Source organism: Salinisphaera aquimarina (genome assembly GCF_042643355.1).
Lineage (GTDB): Bacteria > Pseudomonadota > Gammaproteobacteria > Nevskiales > Salinisphaeraceae > Salinisphaera > Salinisphaera aquimarina.
This window is the reverse complement of the sequence record NZ_JBHRSS010000010.1, coordinates 211174-226476: the sequence shown is the minus strand read 5'-3', so window position 1 is coordinate 226476 and position 15303 is coordinate 211174. Positions and strand designations below refer to the sequence as shown.

Below are 15303 nucleotides of genomic sequence, written 5' to 3'. Positions count from 1 at the left end.
CTGACGTCCGGTCGCGCTAGTGATTTGATACGCGCTGGTACGGCGCCCCAGCCTGCAACAGGCGCGTGCAATCTGCCACCGGCAGACCCGGCGCATAAAAAAATCCCTGGCCGAAAGCGCATTTGTTGTCGACCAGAAACTGGCGCTGATCATCGGTCTCGACACCTTCGGCTATCACCCGCAGACCGAGACTCGATCCAAGCGCGATAATCGCCCGTGCCATGGCTCGGTCGCGGGCATTGTCGGCCACCCCGCGCAGAAAACTCAGATCGATCTTCAGTGAATCCACCGGCAGCCGGGTTAGATAACTCAACGACGAATAGCCCTTGCCGAAATCATCTATAACGACCTGTACGCCCAAATTCTTTAGGTCTCCGACCAATGGGTTGGTATCGTTGGGCCCGAGCATGAGCGCGTTTTCGGTGAATTCCAGCTCCAGCAGCTGCGGCGGCATGGCCAGCGTCTTGAGCAGCTGCTGGACCATCGGCAGGAAATCCTCGTCGCGGGCATGCTGGGACGACACATTCACCGCCAGCACGACGTTGCGCTCGATCACGCCGGCGTCGCGCCACGACAGATACTGACTGCAGGCCGTGGTCAGCGCCCAGCGGGTCAGCGCCCGAATACAGCCGCGCGCCTCGGCCAGAGGCACGAACTCTTCCGGCGGAATCGCGCCGAGTCTGGGGTGCTGCCATCGCGCCAGCGCTTCGAGCCCGATCACACTGCCACTCTCGAGATCGAACTGCGGCTGGTAGACCAGATGCAGCTCGTTACCGTCGATCGCGGCGCGCAGTTCGTTTTCCAAGCCCACGCGCGACGAGCGCCGGCCATCGTTCTCGCCGTCGTACCAGTGAAACGTGTCGCGCCCGCCCTGCTTGGCCAGATACATGGCGGCATCGGCGTTGTTGATCAGCGTGCTGGCATCGCTGCCGTCCTGCGGATAGAGCGCGATACCGATCGACGTGGTCACGAAAATCGAATGGCTGTCGATCGACACCGGCTTGCGGAACATCTCCAGCACCGAATCGATCATCGCGTCGAGGGTCGCTCGATCGCCACTGTCGACGACGGCCACGAACTCATCGCCGCCGAGCCGCGCCAGCAGGGAGAATTCACCACATTCGGATTTCAACCGCCGCGCGGCTGTATAGAGCGCCTTGTCGCCGACGCCGTGGCCCAGGCTGTCGTTGATCGACTTGAAACCGTCGAGATCGAAATACATCACCGCGAAGGCATGCTGCTCGCGCTTGGGGCGATCGAGCATGAAGGCCATGCGTTCGAGCAGCACGCTGCGATTGAACAGGCCGGTGACCTGATCATGGCGCGCGAGATAGGTGAATTTCTTCTGGCTTTCGTGATGCTGGATCGAATAACGGATGGCCCGTTCCAGCAGCGCCGCGCTGAGCTCGCTCTTGGGCAGAAATTCGGCGGCGCCGGCTTCCATCACCGCGAGGTCGATTTCGTAGTCGTCATAGCCGCTCATGACCACGATCGGGGCATCGAAATTCGCAGCGGCCGGACTGCGGATGATGTCGAGGCCGGTATGGCCGTTGAGCTCGTAGTCCAGCAGGCAGATATCGAAGTCGCCCGTGCGCATGGCCGCGAGGCCATCGCTGTAATTGCCCACCATCGTCAGTTCGTATCGGCACCGCTGCGCACTGGACAATAAATCGGCGATCAGCAAGCGATCTTCAGGATCGTTGTCCACGATCAACACGCGTATCGTTCGGGATTGCGACATGAAAGCCGGGGCAGTCAGCGGAGATTCAGGCAAGTGTAGCCTGAAAAGTGCTTTCAAGTCGTGCCGGTGTCGATGTCAGCGCACATCTGTCAACCCGTCACAACAGCCGGTGTTACCCGGCGCCAGCCGAACCCGACTTTACCCGCGCTTATTGCCAGGCGTGATCGCGCCCACGCGCCGGCAGGCGAGCAAATGCATGTCGCGACATGCGCCGGACGAGCCGATGCGCGGCGACGTCGGCGATCACACTGCGATCGGTGCGCGAATACCCGCGTGGCTCTGGTAACCGTCGAGTCGTATGTCGTCGAACCGGAACGCGAACAGATCGTCGATATCCGGGTTGAGCCACAGCGTAGGTGCGTCCATGGGGCTGCGCTCAAGCTGACGATCGGCCTGCTCCAGATGATTCAGATACAGATGCGCATCGCCCAGCGTATGCACGAATTCACCCACGCCAAGCCCGCAGACCTGGGCGATCATGTGGGTCAGCAAGGCATAGGAGGCGATATTGAACGGTACGCCCAGAAAGATATCCGCGCTGCGCTGATACAACTGGCAGGACAGCCGGCCGTTGGCGACATAGAACTGGAACAGGGCATGACAGGGCGGCAACGCCATGTCGTCGACCTGGGCGGGATTCCAGGCGGAGACGATATGCCGGCGCGAATCCGGATTGCGCGTGATCGACTCGATCACTTTTGCCAGCTGATCCACGCTTTCGCCGTTCGGGGCCGGCCAACTGCGCCACTGATAGCCGTAGACCGGGCCCAGATCGCCGTTCTCGTCGGCCCACTCGTCCCAGATCGAGACCCGGTTGTCCTTGAGATAGGCGATGTTGGTATCGCCGGCGATAAACCACAGCAGTTCGTGAATGATCGAGCGCAGGTGCAGCTTCTTGGTGGTGATCGCCGGAAAACCTTGGGCCAGATCGAAGCGCATCTGGCGGCCGAACACCGAACGCGTACCGGTGCCGGTGCGATCGCCTTTCTCGATGCCGTGATCGCGCACCTCGCGCATCAGATCGAGATACGGCGCCTCCACGATGCTCATGCGGTGGCCTGTCGACGGCCATAGGCCAGCGCCAGCAACAAGATACCGCCGAGGATCATGGGCGTGCACAGCACCTGCCCCATGGTCATCCAGTCGAAGGCGACAAAGCCCAGGAACGAATCGGGCTGGCGAAAGAATTCGGCAAAGAAGCGCAGGCAGCCATAGCCGATGAGAAACAGCCCCGACACGGCCATGCGCGGGCGCGGTTTGCTGGCGAACCACCACAGAATCGCAAACAGCAACAGGCCTTCGAGGCCGGCTTCATACAACTCCGAGGGATGGCGCGGCTGGGGGCCGATATGCGGGTAGATCATCGCCCAGGGCACGTCGGCGACCCGGCCGACCAGTTCGCCGTTGATGAAGTTGGCGATGCGACCGAAGAACAGACCGATCGGCACGATGGGGGCGACGAAATCGGTGATATCGAAGAAATGTCGGTTGGTGGTGCGAGCGAACCAGCCGGCGGCGGCGAACACGCCCAGCATGCCGCCGTGAAAGGACATGCCGCCCTGCCAGATATAGAACAGTTGCAGCGGGTTATCGAGCAGCAGGCCGGGCTGATAGAACAGCATATAGCCCACGCGTCCGCCGATCACCACGCCAAGCACGACATAGAACAGGAAATCGCCGACTTCCTCGCGGCTCCAGTGCACATGCGGCTGCTTGGTGCGCACGATGCCCATGCCCCAGCCGATCAGAAAGCTGAGCAGGTACATCAGCCCGTACCAGTGCACGGCCAGCGGGCCGATGGCAAAGGCGACGGGGTCGATATCGGGGTGTACGAACATGGCAGCGGATTCTAGCAGGAGAGGATGACAGGCGGCGTGGCCGTTTCAGCGCGTCCAGGCATACATGTAGACATCACGGGGAATCCGGCTGTCATCGATGTTCGGCCGCTCGGACCAGCGGGCGAGCACGCCTTCGCAACGCATGCCGATTTTTTCCAGCACGCGGACCGAGGCCGTGTTTTCCACGTCGCAGGTAGCGGAGAAGCGATACACGTCATCGATGTCGCGGGCCGCGTCGAGCACCGCGCGCGCCGCCTCGGTAGCAAATCCCCGGCGCCAGTGATCCTTTGCGACCACGTAGCCCATCTGCATGCCATGTTCGTCGAACTGGCAGGCAATGGTGCCGATGATACGGGCTTCGTCGTAAAGCTCGATGCCCCAGCAGTAATCATCGCCATCGTCCCAGCCGGCGGTCACGTCTTCGATGAACGCCTCACTGTCGGCCAGGTCGACGTGCATTTCCCAGTCCATCAGGCGGGTCACCTCGCGGTCGCCGGCGAAAGCGAACACCGCCGGCGCGTCGGCGGCCACGAGCGGGCGCAACGTCAGCCGCTCGGTGCGACAGGTGGTCGGCATGAAGATCATCGCGGCGCTCGCAACGGGGCCGGCCAGCGCTAGCCTAGATCGCGGTCGAATTCCTGCTTGTAGCGGGCGGCGAAATCATCCATGGAAAACCGATGATTCTGAGTGCCGGGACGCTCGATCTTGATCGCGCCCATGAGTGAGGCGACCCGGCCGATGGTGTCCCAGTCCATGCCCTGCTGGAGACCATGAATGAGCCCGGCGCGATAGGCGTCGCCGCAGCCGGTGGGGTCGGCCAGCGCCGTGGGGGATGCGGACGGAATCTCGTAGGTCTGACCACCGGCGCGGATGATCGAGCCGCGCGGACCGCGGGTGATGATCAGGGCCTTGAGCTGGCCGGCCATCTCGTCCACCGACATGCCGGTGCGCTCGCGCATCATCTCGGACTCGTAGTCGTTGACCGCGACATAGCTGGCCTGCTCGATGAACGTCTTGAGTTCCGCGCCGTTGAACATGGGCAGACCCTGACCCGGATCGAAGATGAAATCGATACCGGCTTCGGCGAACTGGGCGGCGTGCTGGATCATGCCGTCGCGCCCGTCGGGCGAGACGATGCCCAGAGTGACGCTGCCGTCGGTCGGTACGGTCTGCTCGTGGGCGTAGTTCATCGCGCCCGGATGAAAAGCCGTGATCTGGTTGTCGTCGAGATCGGTGGTGATATAAGCCTGCGCGGTATAGGCGTTGTCGATCTGCTTGAGATGCGCGCGGCTGACCTCGTGCTTGTCCATCCACTCGGCGTAGTCGTCGAAATCGCTGCCGACGGTACCCATGGGTGCGCCTTCGCCGCCCAGCAGCTTGAGGCTGTAAGCGATGTTGCCAGCACAGCCGCCGAACTCGCGGCGCAATTCCGGCACCAGGAACGACACATTCAGCATGTGCACGCGATCCGGCAGGATCTCGTTCTTGAAGTGGCCGGTATAGACCATGATGGTGTCGTAGGCGAAAGAGCCACAGATCAAGGCAGACATAGACTGTCCTTAAGATAAATCGAATGTATATCGCGCTCTCGGCATGACACCGCGAGCACGACCAGAGAGGAGCGCGAGCGCCTCCCTCCTTCGGAAACCCATTCCTGAAGTGCCCGCTGCAAGCGGCAGGGACATTCGTGAATCAGCCGACCATGATGCCATAGTCGGCGCGCCGCGATCAGGCGTCGGCCGCGATCGCCGATTGCGCTCGCAGATCCAGGTTCTTGGCAGCCGCGACTTCGTCGAGCCGGCGTACCGGCAGGCTCACCGGCGCGTTCTTGAGAATCTGCGCATCGTCCCTGGCCTCGGCCCAGATCGCCACCATCGCAGCGACAAAACCGTCCAGTGTCTCGCGCGACTCGCTCTCGGTCGGCTCGATGAGAAAACACTCCGGCACGAGCAGCGGGAAATAGATGGTCGGCGCATGAAACCCATAGTCGAGCAGGCGCTTGGCGAAATCGGTGGCGGTGACGTCGAGCTGCTGTTTCTGGCGCTTGAGCGTGACGATGAACTCGTGGCTGGCCCGGCGTTCGGGGAAAGCCACGTCGAAGCCGTGCTCGCGCAGGCGTGCCATCAGATAGTTCGAGTTGAGGGTGGCAAACTCGGCCACCCGGGTCATGCCTTCGGCACCCAGAAGACGCGCATAGACATAGGCACGCAGCAGTACGCCCGCGTTGCCCATGAACGCCGACAACCGGCCGATGGTATGGGGCACGTCATGTTCGGTAAGCCAGCGATAGCGCGCGCCATCGTCCTCACCGTCCTTGCCGACGACCGGAATCGGCATGAAATCGCGCAGGCGCTTGCCCACCCCGATCGCGCCCGAGCCCGGCCCGCCACCACCGTGCGGCGTGGAAAACGTCTTGTGCAGGTTCATGTGGATGACATCGAAGCCCATGTCACCCGGACGGACCTTGCCCAGAATCGCGTTGAGGTTGGCGCCGTCGTAGTAGAGCAGCCCGCCGGCCTCGTGCACGATCCTGGCGATCTCGAGGATGTCCTGCTCGAACACGCCCAGCGTGGACGGATTGGTGAGCATGATGCCGGCGGTCCTGGGCCCGACCGCCTGCTTGAGCGCGGCCACGTCGACGTCGCCATCCGAATCGGTGGGGATCTCGCGCACGGTGCATCCGCACATCACGGCGGTGGCCGGATTGGTGCCGTGGGCGGCGTCCGGCACCAGAATCTCGGTGCGCTCGGTATCACCACGCGACTCGTGATAGGCCTTGATCATGGCCACGCCGGCAAACTCGCCCTGCGCGCCGGCCATCGGAGTGAGCGACACGGCGGCCATGCCGGTGACCGTGGTCAGCATCTGCTGGAGATCGAACAGACAGGCCATGAAGCCCTGGCCGTGACTCACCGGCGCCAACGGATGACGATTCAGGAAACCGGGCAGCGATGCCAGCGTGTTACAGGCCCGCGGGTTGTGCTTCATCGTGCACGAGCCCAGCGGGTAGAAATGCGTGTCGATAGAGAAATTGAGCTGCGACAGCCGCGTGTAGTGGCGTACCGCATCCATCTCCGAGACCTCCGGCAGCCCGAGCACGGATGTGCGCCGCAGCGCCGCCGGTACGTTCGCCATCGCCTGCTCGCGGCTCGGCGCATGGGCCGGCGCCTGGGCACGGGCCTGGCGACCGGGACGGCTGTATTCGAAGATCAGTTTTTCGGTCATGGCGTTTCGACTGCAGCGTTTGCTGATATGTGGGTTTGCGGCCGGGAATACTTTTTATCCGCAGATGAACGCAGATAGACGCAGATGAAGAAAGTCAGCGCGCCACTCGCGGATGATGGCTGACCCGTCGAGCGTTGCGCTTGGAAAAATCTTTCTATCCCGCTCTTTCTCTTGTATCTGCGTTTATCTGCGAACAGATTTCTTCAGACGTATTCCCGGAGAAGCTCAGACCTTGAGCGCGGCCAATGCGTCTTCATACTTCGGTTCCTGAGCGAGTTCAGGCACCAGTTCGCTGTGCAGCACCACGTCGTGCTCGTCGGCGACGATCACTGCGCGCGCACATATGCCGGCCATCGGCCCCTCGGCCATGAGCACGCCGTAGTCCTCGGCGAAGCGCTTGTCGCGCATCATCGACAGGGCCACGCCGTTGTCCAGCCCTTCAGCGGTACAGAAACGGCTGTGCGCGAACGGGAGATCCGCCGAGATCTGGAACAGCACGACATTGTCCAGCGCGTCGACCTCGGCGTTGAAGCGCTTGACCGAGAGCGCGCAGGTCGGCGTATCCATGCTCGGAAAGATATTGAATATCTTGCGCTTGCCCGCGTAATCGGCGAGCGAGACATCAGCCAGCTTGGCGGTGGTCAGGGTGAAATCGGCGAGGCTGTCGCCGGGCGCAGGCAGTGTGCCGGCCACGGCACAGGGGGTACCGCGCAGGGTGATGGTCTGGCTCATGAACAATCCTTGTAACGGGGTATGACGAAAAATCAGGCCACCGAGGCCGCGGCGCGCGCGTCGAGCACATCGCTCAAAGCACGGGCGTAGGCATCGAGGTCGGCATCGGTCTTGGTTTCGGTCGCGCAGACAAGCACGCAGTTTTCGAGCGAGCCAAAGAAGGGCCGGAGTGCGAGACCGCCGAAGATATCCTTCTCGGCCAGCGCCTCGAGCACCGCGTCGGCAGCGGCCGGCAGTCGCAGCACGCACTCGTGGAAACAGGGGCCATCGAAGACTCGCTCGACGCCGTCGATCGCAGTCAGCCGCTCGACCAGCGCCTGGGTGTTGGCCACCGACGCCGCCGCCACGCTTTCCAGCCCCTGCGGCCCGAGCAGGCTCATATGGATGGTCGCCGCGGTGACCAACAGGCCCTGATTGGTGCAGATATTCGAAGTCGCCTTGGAGCGACGGATATGCTGTTCGCGCGGCTGCAGGGTGAGTACATAACCGTCCCTGCCCTCGATATCCTGGGTGCGTCCGACCACGCGGCCCGGCATCTGGCGTACATGCTTTTTGCGACAGCAGAGAATGCCGAAATACGGGCCGCCGCCGGCCATCGGCGCGCCCAGCGGCTGGCCTTCGCCAACCACGATATCCGCGCCCTCGCCGCTGCCCCAGCGCCCCGGCTCGGCGAGCAGCGCCAGCGCGACCGGATTGATCACGCCGATGGCAATGGCGCCGTTGGTGTGGGCCCAATCGGTGAGCGTGTTCACGTCTTCGAGCCCGCCGAAGAAATTCGGCTGCGGTATCACCAGCGCGGTCACGTCCTCCCCGGCCCAGCGCTCGAGCGCGTTCAAATCGACGGTACCGCTGGCAGGCTCGTATTCCAGGGCTTCGAACACGACGCCCTGATTGGCACAGATGTTGTGCGCGACCTCGCGATAGAACGGATGCACGCCGGCCGGCATGAGCACGCGATTGGACCTGGACTTGCGGTTGGCGCGCACGGCCATGAGCACGGCCTCGGCCAGCGCGGACGCGCCGTCATAGAGCGAGGCGTTGGCCACGTCCATGCCGGTAAGCCCGCACATCATGGTCTGGTATTCATAGACCAGCTGCAGCGTGCCCTGGCTGGCTTCGGGCTGATACGGCGTATAGGCGCTGTAGAACTCGCCACGGGTCGCCACTTCCCAGACCGCCGCCGGAACATGATGCTCATAGGCGCCGGCACCGATAAAGCACAGCCCGCCGGCGTCGCGCGCGGCGCGCTCGTGCATGAGCCGGGTGATCGCCTGTTCGCTGGCGCCCTCGGGAATGCCGTCGAGCGAGACGTTGCGCAGGCTGGGGTCGATCTCGTCGAACAGATCGTCGATCGCCGCCACGCCCACCGCAGTGAGCATGGTCTGGATATCATCATCGGTATGCGGAATGAACGGCATGATGTCTCGTGAATTCGCGGAACGCGCAGCGCCAGCGGCTGCGTCCATAGGGCCAGTGCGGGCGGTGGATCAGTCTTCCTCGTCCTCGACCACGGCCTGATAGGCGTCGGAATCGAGCAGATCATCGAGCGCGTCTTCGTCCTCGACGCTGAGCTTGAACAGCCAGCCTTCGCCGAACGGATCCTCGTTGACCAGTTCCGGCGAATCCGCCAGTTGCTCGTTGATCTCCGCGATCTCGCCGGCCACCGGCGCATAGATATCCGACGCGGCCTTGACCGACTCGACCACGGCGACGCCGTCGCCGGCACTGACCTTGGTTCCGGTTTCGGGCAGTTCCACGAATACCAGGTCGCCGAGCGCCGACTGCGCGTAGTCGGTGATGCCGACCGTGACCGTGCCGTCGCCGTCATTGCCGATCCATTCGTGGGTCTTGGTATAGAACAGTTCCTTGGGGATATCGCTCATGGTTATTCCTTGTAATGGCTCGTGTCCGACACAGGTCAGGCCAAGGTTAGTGGTAAAGGATGTCAGTCGTCGATACGGCTCTTGCCGTTACGCACAAAGGGATAGGCGACGATACGCGCGGGCAGCCACTTGTCGCGGATCTGTACCTGAACGCTGTCCTGCCAGTCGACGGGCACACGGGCCAGGCCGATCGAGCGCGACAGGGTGGGCGCGTAGCTGCCGCTGGTGACCTCGCCTTCGGCAGCCTTGGCGTCGTCGTTCTCGCTGTCGGCCTCGCGCACGGCAGAATGCGAGCGCATCACGCCACGACCTTCGAGCACCAGCCCCACGAGCTTCATGGGCACGCCCTCGGCCTTGGCGTGTTCGAGTGCGTCGCGGCCGATGAATTCGCGCCCCTCGGGGTCGAACGCCACGGTCCAGCCCAGCCCGGATTCGAGCGGGGTGCGGTCCTCGTCCATGTCCTGGCCGTAGAGATTGAGCCCGGCCTCCAGGCGCAGCGTGTCGCGCGCACCCAGACCCACCGGCGCCACGCCGGCCTGGCGCAGGCGTTTCCACATGCCGGGCGCGTCGGCAACGGGCAGCACGATTTCGTAGCCGTCTTCGCCGGTATAGCCGGTGCGACCGACCGAGATATCGCCTTCGACCACGGCATTGAACGGTTTGAGCTTCGCGGCGCGCGCGGCGAGATCGTCGTCGAGCACCTCGCCGGCGAGCTCACGGGCGCGCGGGCCCTGCACGGCGATGATCGCCAGATCCTCGCGATGATCGATCTCGACCTGGCGCTCGCGCGCCTGGCTCTGCAGCCAGGCCAGGTCCTTTTTCGTGGTCGCCGCATTGACGACGACGCGATAGAAGCCGCCGCCCAAGTGGTAGACGATCAGATCGTCGATCACGCCACCGCGGGTATTGAGCATGCAGGTGTAGATCGCGCGGCCGGCGTCGTCCGCCTTGGCAATATCGTTGGCCATGACATAGCGCAGAAACTCGCGCGCCTCGTCGCCGTGGATATCGACCACCGCCATATGCGAGACATCGAACATGCCGGCGTTATCGCGCACGGCCTTGTGCTCGGCAATCTGGGAACCGTAGTCGATGGGCATGTCCCAGCCGGCGAAATCGACCATCTTGGCCTCGAGAGCGACATGCGCGTCGTAAAGCGGAGTGCGTTTGGCCATGCGGGTTCTCTCGTTACCAGGAAATGACGGACACGAAACGACCAAGGCTTTTGCCCTGTCGCCCCTCTGTCCTGGCACCTGAGAGATTTGCCCCGTCGGTGAACCGCTCGCGGCGGCTGCTCTCCAGAGTCGATCTTGTCCGGCCGTTGTTATCAGCCGGACGGTCGCGCGGTCCGTGTTGCCTGAGCGTTTCCGGGCGGTGTGCGCCTTCGGCGGCGGGTCCAGCCCGCTCTCTCCCACGCGATTCGCGATCGAAACCCGACTATACCGATGCGCTCACGCCGCGCCAAGCCGGTAAAGACCCGGCTCAGCGCAGCAGACGCGGGCCGTCGGCCGCCAGACCCACCGCATGATGGATCATCAGCTGGCGGACGGGCGCCAGCCCGGCCGCGCTGGCGATCGCCTGTTCGCGCAGCTGTCGCAGCCACGGCAGGCGACTGCCATAGACCCGCTTGAGCGCGTCGGTGGCGCCCATCATCAACAGGTTTTCGGCCATGCGCGCACGCTGATAGCGCTTGAGATAAGTCAGATCACCGGCATCGCGACCCGCCTCGCGGCCGGCCTCGAGCGCGCCCACCAGTTCGGCCACGTCGAGCAGACCCAGGTTGACCCCCTGCCCGGCCATCGGATGCAGCACATGGGCGGCGTCACCGGCCAGCGCGATGCGGTGATCACAGTAGCGTTTTGCGTGCAGCAGTTTCAGCGGAAACGCCGCGCGCGTATCCATCTTCTCGATTTTGCCCAGCACCCCGCCGCTGGCCTCGGTCAGACGCGCACAGAAAGCATCGTGATCGAGTGCTTTCAACTCGTCGGCCAGCGCCTCGTCGGCGTGCCAGGCCAGCGAGCAGCGCCCGTCCGACAACGGCAGGAAAGCGACCGGCCCGGTTTCGGTGAAGCGTTGCCAGGCGATATGGCGATGATGCTTCTCGGGGGTCACCGCGCCGACCGTGCAGCGCTGGCCATAGGCCCAGCCGGTCGTCTCGATGCCGGCAAAACCGCGCACCGGCGAATTGGCGCCTTCCGCGCCGACCACCAGCGCAGCGGTGATCACGCTATCGTCATCCAGGCGCAGGCAGGCGCGATCGGGCTCGATCTCCAGATCCGCGAGCATGGCCGGACAGAACACATCGACGCTGCCCAGCGTCTGCCAAGCGGTGTCCACCACCAGTTCGTTCTCGACGATATGACCGAGTTCGGGCAGGCCGATGGCCGTGTGTTCGAGAAACAGTTCGGCATGGCCACCCGCATCCCAGACCTTCATCCCGGTGAAGGCACAGGCGCGGGTGCGCTCGACCGTCTCCCACAGCCCCAGATTGGCGAGCACGCGTCGCGGGCCCGGCGCGATCGCCGACAGGCGCAGATCGTAATCGGCCTGGGCATCGAAGCGGCCGGGCTGTTTCGCCTCGATCAGGGCCACCGCAAATCCGGTCTGTTCGAGCGCGACCGCGAGCACCGCGCCCACCATGCCACCGCCGACCACGGCAACGTCGTAGCGGGGTGCGCCGGCGCGGCTCATGACGACACACCGGAGTCGATACCGGGCGCCACGGCCATGCCCATGCTGCGACGGGCCATGTCGTGACGGATCGCGGGCAGCAGCGACAACCCGACCAGCCCGGCCGCGCGGGCGCCGCCCAGGCCCGGCAGGCGGTTGGAAAAAACGCGCACGATCGCATCGGTGAAATTGGCGACCCGATGCTGATCGGGCGCGCGCGCCTCGGCCCAGGCCGCGAGCAGATCCGCATTGCCCGGGTCGAGATCCGGGTCCGCATCCAGGCGTTCGCGCAGCATGGCGGCCAGCACCAGCGCATCGCGAATAGCCAGGTTGAAGCCCTGGGCGGCCGCCGGGTGCAGCGAATGCCCGGCGTTGCCGATCAGCGCCGCGCGCGTGGAAACCGCGCGATCGCAGAGCACGCGGGCCAGCGGGTAGCTGCCGCGCGGGCCGTCGAGGGTGAGCTGGCCCAGACGCTGCCCGAAAGCCTCCTGCAGCGCGGCGGTGAAGGCGTCGTCGTCGATCGCGCACATGCGTTCGGCGGCTTCCGTTGGCAGCGTCCATACCACCGCACAGCTGTCGCGGCTACGCGGCAACACGGCGACCGGGCCGTCCGGGGTGAAGCGCTCAAAGGCACAGCCGTCGTGCGGGCGCTCGGGGCGCACGATGGTGATCAGCGCGCGCTGGTGGTAATCGTCCACGCGCGCGCCGATCCCCAGCGCTTCGCGCACCGAGGATTTCGCCCCGTCGGCACCGATGAGCAGGCGCGCGCTCAGAGTCTGCGGCGCCTCGGTTTCGGCGTGGGTGAGCGTGATCTCGACCTGCTCGCCGCCCTCGGGATAACGCAACGCCTGGAAACGCGCCGGCGCGATCACGTCGACTTTCTCCAGCTCGGCGAGGCGCGCGCGCAGCGCCGCGATCATGGCCAGATTGGGCAATACATAGCCCAGCGCCGGCAGATCGTATTCGTCGGCAGCCACGCGCACCGTGCCGAAGCTCGCTTTCTGGGATACATGCAGGCGCTTGATAGGCGCGGCATCGCGGGCCATGGCCGACCACAGATCCAGGCGCTCGAACAGTGCCCGCGTGCCCCAGGCGATGGCCGTGGTGCGCGCGGCCATATTGGCATCGGCGGGCGCGTCGAACGGCACCGCCTCGATGAGCGCGATCGACAGTCCGCTGTCGGCAAGCGCACAGGCCAGACTGGCGCCGGCCAGGCCGCCGCCCACCACCGCGATATCGTATTCGCGCTGCCGCGATCCGCTCATCCGTCGGTGCCCGCCATCAGCGCCTCGATGGCGTCGATGTCCTTGGGCACATCAGCCGTAAGCACCTCGCAGCCGTCGTCGGTAATGACGACGTCGTCTTCCACGCGAATACCGAGGTTCCAGTACGCCGACGGCGCGGTTTCGCTGCCGGCGCGCACGTACAGTCCCGGCTCGACGGTCAGCACCATGCCCGGTTCGAGCAGGCGCCATTCCTCGTCGCTCTTGTAGTCGCCCACGTCGTGCACGTCCATGCCCAGCCAATGGCTGGTGCCGTGCATGAAAAACGCACGATAGCGCTCGGTTTCGATGACGTCGTCGGCGTCTCCGGCGAGCAGGCCCAGCTCGATCATGCCCTCGACCAGCACCCGCAGCGCGGCCTGATGCGGCGCGTTGGCGGGCACGCCGGGGCGGGCCGCGGCGATCGCTGCCTTGTTGGCCGCCAGTACGACGGCATAGAGCCGACGCTGGGCATCGCTGAACGTGCCGTTGACCGGAAACGTGCGGGTGATGTCGCCGGCATAGCCGCGATATTCGGCGCCGGCATCGATGAGCACCAGATCGCCGTCCGCGATCTGGGCGCTGTTCTCGATATAGTGCAGCACACAGCCGTTGGCGCCCGCGCCGACGATGCTGGGGTAGGCCCAGCTCATGCCATCGCGCTCGAACTCATAGTGCAGCACGGCCGCCAGCTGGTACTCGTACATGCCGGGCGTGGCGGCCTGCATCGCGGCGACGTGGGCGCGCGCCGAGGTGGCGGCGGCTTCGCGCAGCAGGCGGATCTCGTCGGACGACTTGCGCAGACGCATCTCGTGGAGAATCTTGTCGAGCGCGACGATATGCTCGGGCGGCTCGCCCCGCCGGCCCTGGCTGCGCATGTTTTCCAGCGCGCGCAGTACGCCGTGCTCGAAATCCGGGTGCTCGCCGAGGGTGATATAGAGCCGTTTGCGGCCGTTGAACAGGCGTGGCAGCCAGGTATCGAAATCGTCGATCGCCAGTGCCTTGTCGGCGCCGTACCAGGCCATGGCGCCCTCGACGCCGGCGCGATGGCCGACCCAGGTCTCCTGCTCGACGTTGCGCTCGCGACAGAACAGCAGATAGTCGCCCTCGGCAAAGCCCGGCGCGAGTACCGCCACCGCTTCCGGTTCACAGAACCCGGTCAGGTAGCGAAAATCGCTGTTGGGCCGGTAGGGATAGTCCACATCGTTGTTGCGATTGCGTTCCGGCGTGGCCGCGATCACGGCGATGCCGTCGTCACCGAGGATCTGTCTGAGCCGGCGTCGGCGGGCGCTGTGATCGGGCTGATGATCGACATGGCGCAGATGGCTCTGGTCGCGTAGCGGCGCAGCCATCAATGCAGCGACTCCCGCTTGGCCGGGCCTTCGCGTTTGGGCTGCAGTTCCAGGAAAATCATCTGTACCCCGACGCGCACGTATTCCACCAGCTCGGCGTAGTCGCCTTCGGCCGACTCGCCGTCGCTGTCTTCGGCGGTCAGACCGGCGCGCGACAACTCGGTGAGATCACCGACCACTTCGCGCACCTCGGCCGACAGCCGCGACAGATCGAATTCGCCGTCGGCGCTCAGACCATAGAGAAAGCCCGCACACCAGCGCGCCAACGCCTGCACCCGGCGTTCGAGTTCGACCTCGTCGTCGGGCAGCAGCGGCTTGAAACTCAGGTCGGGGTCGAACAGTCCTTCCAGCGTCATCTCGCGCAGGGCGTCGAGCGCGCTGTCGAGCATGTCGGACTCGACGTCCTCGACCGCCTGGGCGCCTCGCGCCGCGTTGTCGATACACAGCATGCCGGTGAGCGTGCCGTGGACCTCGCCCGGTGTCTGTACCGACTTGGCCTGGGTCAAGCCGTGCTGAAGCGCTTCGAAAATATTGCTGGAACTGGATTCGGTCATTTATTGCCTCTTTTGCAGAGGCGAATGGTATCAAAGCCACTGCGCA

The 15303-nt window shown here is 64.6% G+C and carries 14 protein-coding genes and 2 riboswitches; all 14 genes read right to left on the bottom strand.

Going from position 1 to position 15303, the window contains the following annotated elements; translation table 11 throughout:
* Nucleotides 1-16: 16 nt before the first annotated feature.
* The 14 genes from ACFOSU_RS20405 to ACFOSU_RS20340 all read right to left on the bottom strand — a co-directional run bounded on the left by ACFOSU_RS20405 (nucleotide 17) and on the right by ACFOSU_RS20340 (nucleotide 15257).
* Nucleotides 17-1741, bottom strand: a complete 1725-nt coding sequence (locus tag ACFOSU_RS20405) for a putative bifunctional diguanylate cyclase/phosphodiesterase (RefSeq protein WP_380691861.1) — start codon at nucleotides 1739-1741, stop codon at nucleotides 17-19.
* A 243-nt stretch (nucleotides 1742-1984) separates the two neighbouring features.
* Nucleotides 1985-2791: a thymidylate synthase gene (locus tag ACFOSU_RS20400; RefSeq protein ID WP_380691860.1), complete on the bottom strand. Its 807-nt coding sequence runs from the start codon at nucleotides 2789-2791 to the stop codon at nucleotides 1985-1987.
* Complete coding sequence (gene lgt, locus ACFOSU_RS20395) at nucleotides 2788-3579, bottom strand: prolipoprotein diacylglyceryl transferase (RefSeq protein ID WP_380691858.1); 792 nt, start codon at nucleotides 3577-3579, stop codon at nucleotides 2788-2790. The genes ACFOSU_RS20400 and lgt overlap by 4 nt, the downstream gene beginning before the upstream one ends.
* A 45-nt stretch (nucleotides 3580-3624) precedes the next feature.
* Nucleotides 3625-4155, bottom strand: coding sequence for a GNAT family N-acetyltransferase (locus ACFOSU_RS20390; RefSeq protein ID WP_380691856.1), 531 nt, complete (start codon nucleotides 4153-4155; stop codon nucleotides 3625-3627).
* Nucleotides 4156-4193: 38 nt separating this feature from the next.
* On the bottom strand, nucleotides 4194-5129 hold the full coding sequence (locus tag ACFOSU_RS20385; RefSeq protein WP_380691855.1) for a carbohydrate kinase family protein: 936 nt from the start codon (nucleotides 5127-5129) through the stop codon (nucleotides 4194-4196).
* A gap of 178 nt (nucleotides 5130-5307) precedes the next feature.
* A complete protein-coding gene (gene gcvPB, locus ACFOSU_RS20380; protein ID WP_380691853.1) occupies nucleotides 5308-6804 on the bottom strand; it encodes an aminomethyl-transferring glycine dehydrogenase subunit GcvPB in 1497 nt (498 codons plus the stop codon).
* A 225-nt stretch (nucleotides 6805-7029) separates the two neighbouring features.
* Nucleotides 7030-7536, bottom strand: a complete 507-nt coding sequence (gene tpx / locus ACFOSU_RS20375; protein WP_380691852.1) for a thiol peroxidase — start codon at nucleotides 7534-7536, stop codon at nucleotides 7030-7032.
* A 32-nt stretch (nucleotides 7537-7568) separates the two neighbouring features.
* Nucleotides 7569-8954 carry an aminomethyl-transferring glycine dehydrogenase subunit GcvPA gene (gene gcvPA, locus ACFOSU_RS20370; protein ID WP_380691851.1) on the bottom strand — a complete coding sequence of 462 codons (1386 nt, stop codon included), beginning with the start codon at nucleotides 8952-8954 and terminating at the stop codon, nucleotides 7569-7571.
* A 69-nt stretch (nucleotides 8955-9023) separates the two neighbouring features.
* Nucleotides 9024-9419, bottom strand: coding sequence for a glycine cleavage system protein GcvH (gene gcvH, locus ACFOSU_RS20365; RefSeq protein WP_380691850.1), 396 nt, complete (start codon nucleotides 9417-9419; stop codon nucleotides 9024-9026).
* 62 nt (nucleotides 9420-9481) lie between these two features.
* Nucleotides 9482-10594: a glycine cleavage system aminomethyltransferase GcvT gene (gene gcvT, locus ACFOSU_RS20360; protein ID WP_380691848.1), complete on the bottom strand. Its 1113-nt coding sequence runs from the start codon at nucleotides 10592-10594 to the stop codon at nucleotides 9482-9484.
* A gap of 56 nt (nucleotides 10595-10650) precedes the next feature.
* A riboswitch (glycine riboswitch) is annotated at nucleotides 10651-10731 on the bottom strand.
* Nucleotides 10732-10753: 22 nt separating this feature from the next.
* Nucleotides 10754-10843: riboswitch (glycine riboswitch) on the bottom strand.
* A 58-nt stretch (nucleotides 10844-10901) separates the two neighbouring features.
* The gene (locus ACFOSU_RS20355; protein ID WP_380691846.1) at nucleotides 10902-12110 is read right to left on the bottom strand and encodes a UbiH/UbiF/VisC/COQ6 family ubiquinone biosynthesis hydroxylase; all 1209 of its coding nucleotides are present in this window, start codon (nucleotides 12108-12110) and stop codon (nucleotides 10902-10904) included.
* On the bottom strand, nucleotides 12107-13354 hold the full coding sequence (gene ubiH / locus ACFOSU_RS20350) for a 2-octaprenyl-6-methoxyphenyl hydroxylase (protein WP_380691845.1): 1248 nt from the start codon (nucleotides 13352-13354) through the stop codon (nucleotides 12107-12109). Before ubiH ends, ACFOSU_RS20355 begins: the two co-directional genes overlap by 4 nt.
* Nucleotides 13351-14703 carry a Xaa-Pro aminopeptidase gene (pepP, locus tag ACFOSU_RS20345; RefSeq protein WP_380691844.1) on the bottom strand — a complete coding sequence of 451 codons (1353 nt, stop codon included), beginning with the start codon at nucleotides 14701-14703 and terminating at the stop codon, nucleotides 13351-13353. The genes ubiH and pepP overlap by 4 nt, the downstream gene beginning before the upstream one ends.
* On the bottom strand, nucleotides 14703-15257 hold the full coding sequence (locus ACFOSU_RS20340; RefSeq protein WP_380691843.1) for a UPF0149 family protein: 555 nt from the start codon (nucleotides 15255-15257) through the stop codon (nucleotides 14703-14705). The genes pepP and ACFOSU_RS20340 overlap by 1 nt, the downstream gene beginning before the upstream one ends.
* Nucleotides 15258-15303 lie beyond the last annotated feature (46 nt).

Excerpts from the sequence above, each read along its gene's own strand:
- ACFOSU_RS20355 (WP_380691846.1), bottom strand. The coding sequence starts at position 12,110 with ATGAGCCGCGCCGGCGCACCCCGCTACGACGTTGCCGTGGTCGGCGGT.
- gcvPA (WP_380691851.1), bottom strand. The coding sequence starts at position 8,954 with ATGCCGTTCATTCCGCATACCGATGATGATATCCAGACCATGCTCACT.
- ACFOSU_RS20405 (WP_380691861.1), bottom strand. The coding sequence starts at position 1,741 with ATGTCGCAATCCCGAACGATACGCGTGTTGATCGTGGACAACGATCCT.
- gcvH (WP_380691850.1), bottom strand. The coding sequence starts at position 9,419 with ATGAGCGATATCCCCAAGGAACTGTTCTATACCAAGACCCACGAATGG.
- ACFOSU_RS20400 (WP_380691860.1), bottom strand. The coding sequence starts at position 2,791 with ATGAGCATCGTGGAGGCGCCGTATCTCGATCTGATGCGCGAGGTGCGC.
- lgt (WP_380691858.1), bottom strand. The coding sequence starts at position 3,579 with ATGTTCGTACACCCCGATATCGACCCCGTCGCCTTTGCCATCGGCCCG.
- ACFOSU_RS20340 (WP_380691843.1), bottom strand. The coding sequence starts at position 15,257 with ATGACCGAATCCAGTTCCAGCAATATTTTCGAAGCGCTTCAGCACGGC.
- tpx (WP_380691852.1), bottom strand. The coding sequence starts at position 7,536 with ATGAGCCAGACCATCACCCTGCGCGGTACCCCCTGTGCCGTGGCCGGC.
- ubiH (WP_380691845.1), bottom strand. The coding sequence starts at position 13,354 with ATGAGCGGATCGCGGCAGCGCGAATACGATATCGCGGTGGTGGGCGGC.
- ACFOSU_RS20385 (WP_380691855.1), bottom strand. The coding sequence starts at position 5,129 with ATGTCTGCCTTGATCTGTGGCTCTTTCGCCTACGACACCATCATGGTC.
- pepP (WP_380691844.1), bottom strand. The coding sequence starts at position 14,703 with ATGGCTGCGCCGCTACGCGACCAGAGCCATCTGCGCCATGTCGATCAT.
- ACFOSU_RS20390 (WP_380691856.1), bottom strand. The coding sequence starts at position 4,155 with ATGCCGACCACCTGTCGCACCGAGCGGCTGACGTTGCGCCCGCTCGTG.
- gcvPB (WP_380691853.1), bottom strand. The coding sequence starts at position 6,804 with ATGACCGAAAAACTGATCTTCGAATACAGCCGTCCCGGTCGCCAGGCC.
- gcvT (WP_380691848.1), bottom strand. The coding sequence starts at position 10,594 with ATGGCCAAACGCACTCCGCTTTACGACGCGCATGTCGCTCTCGAGGCC.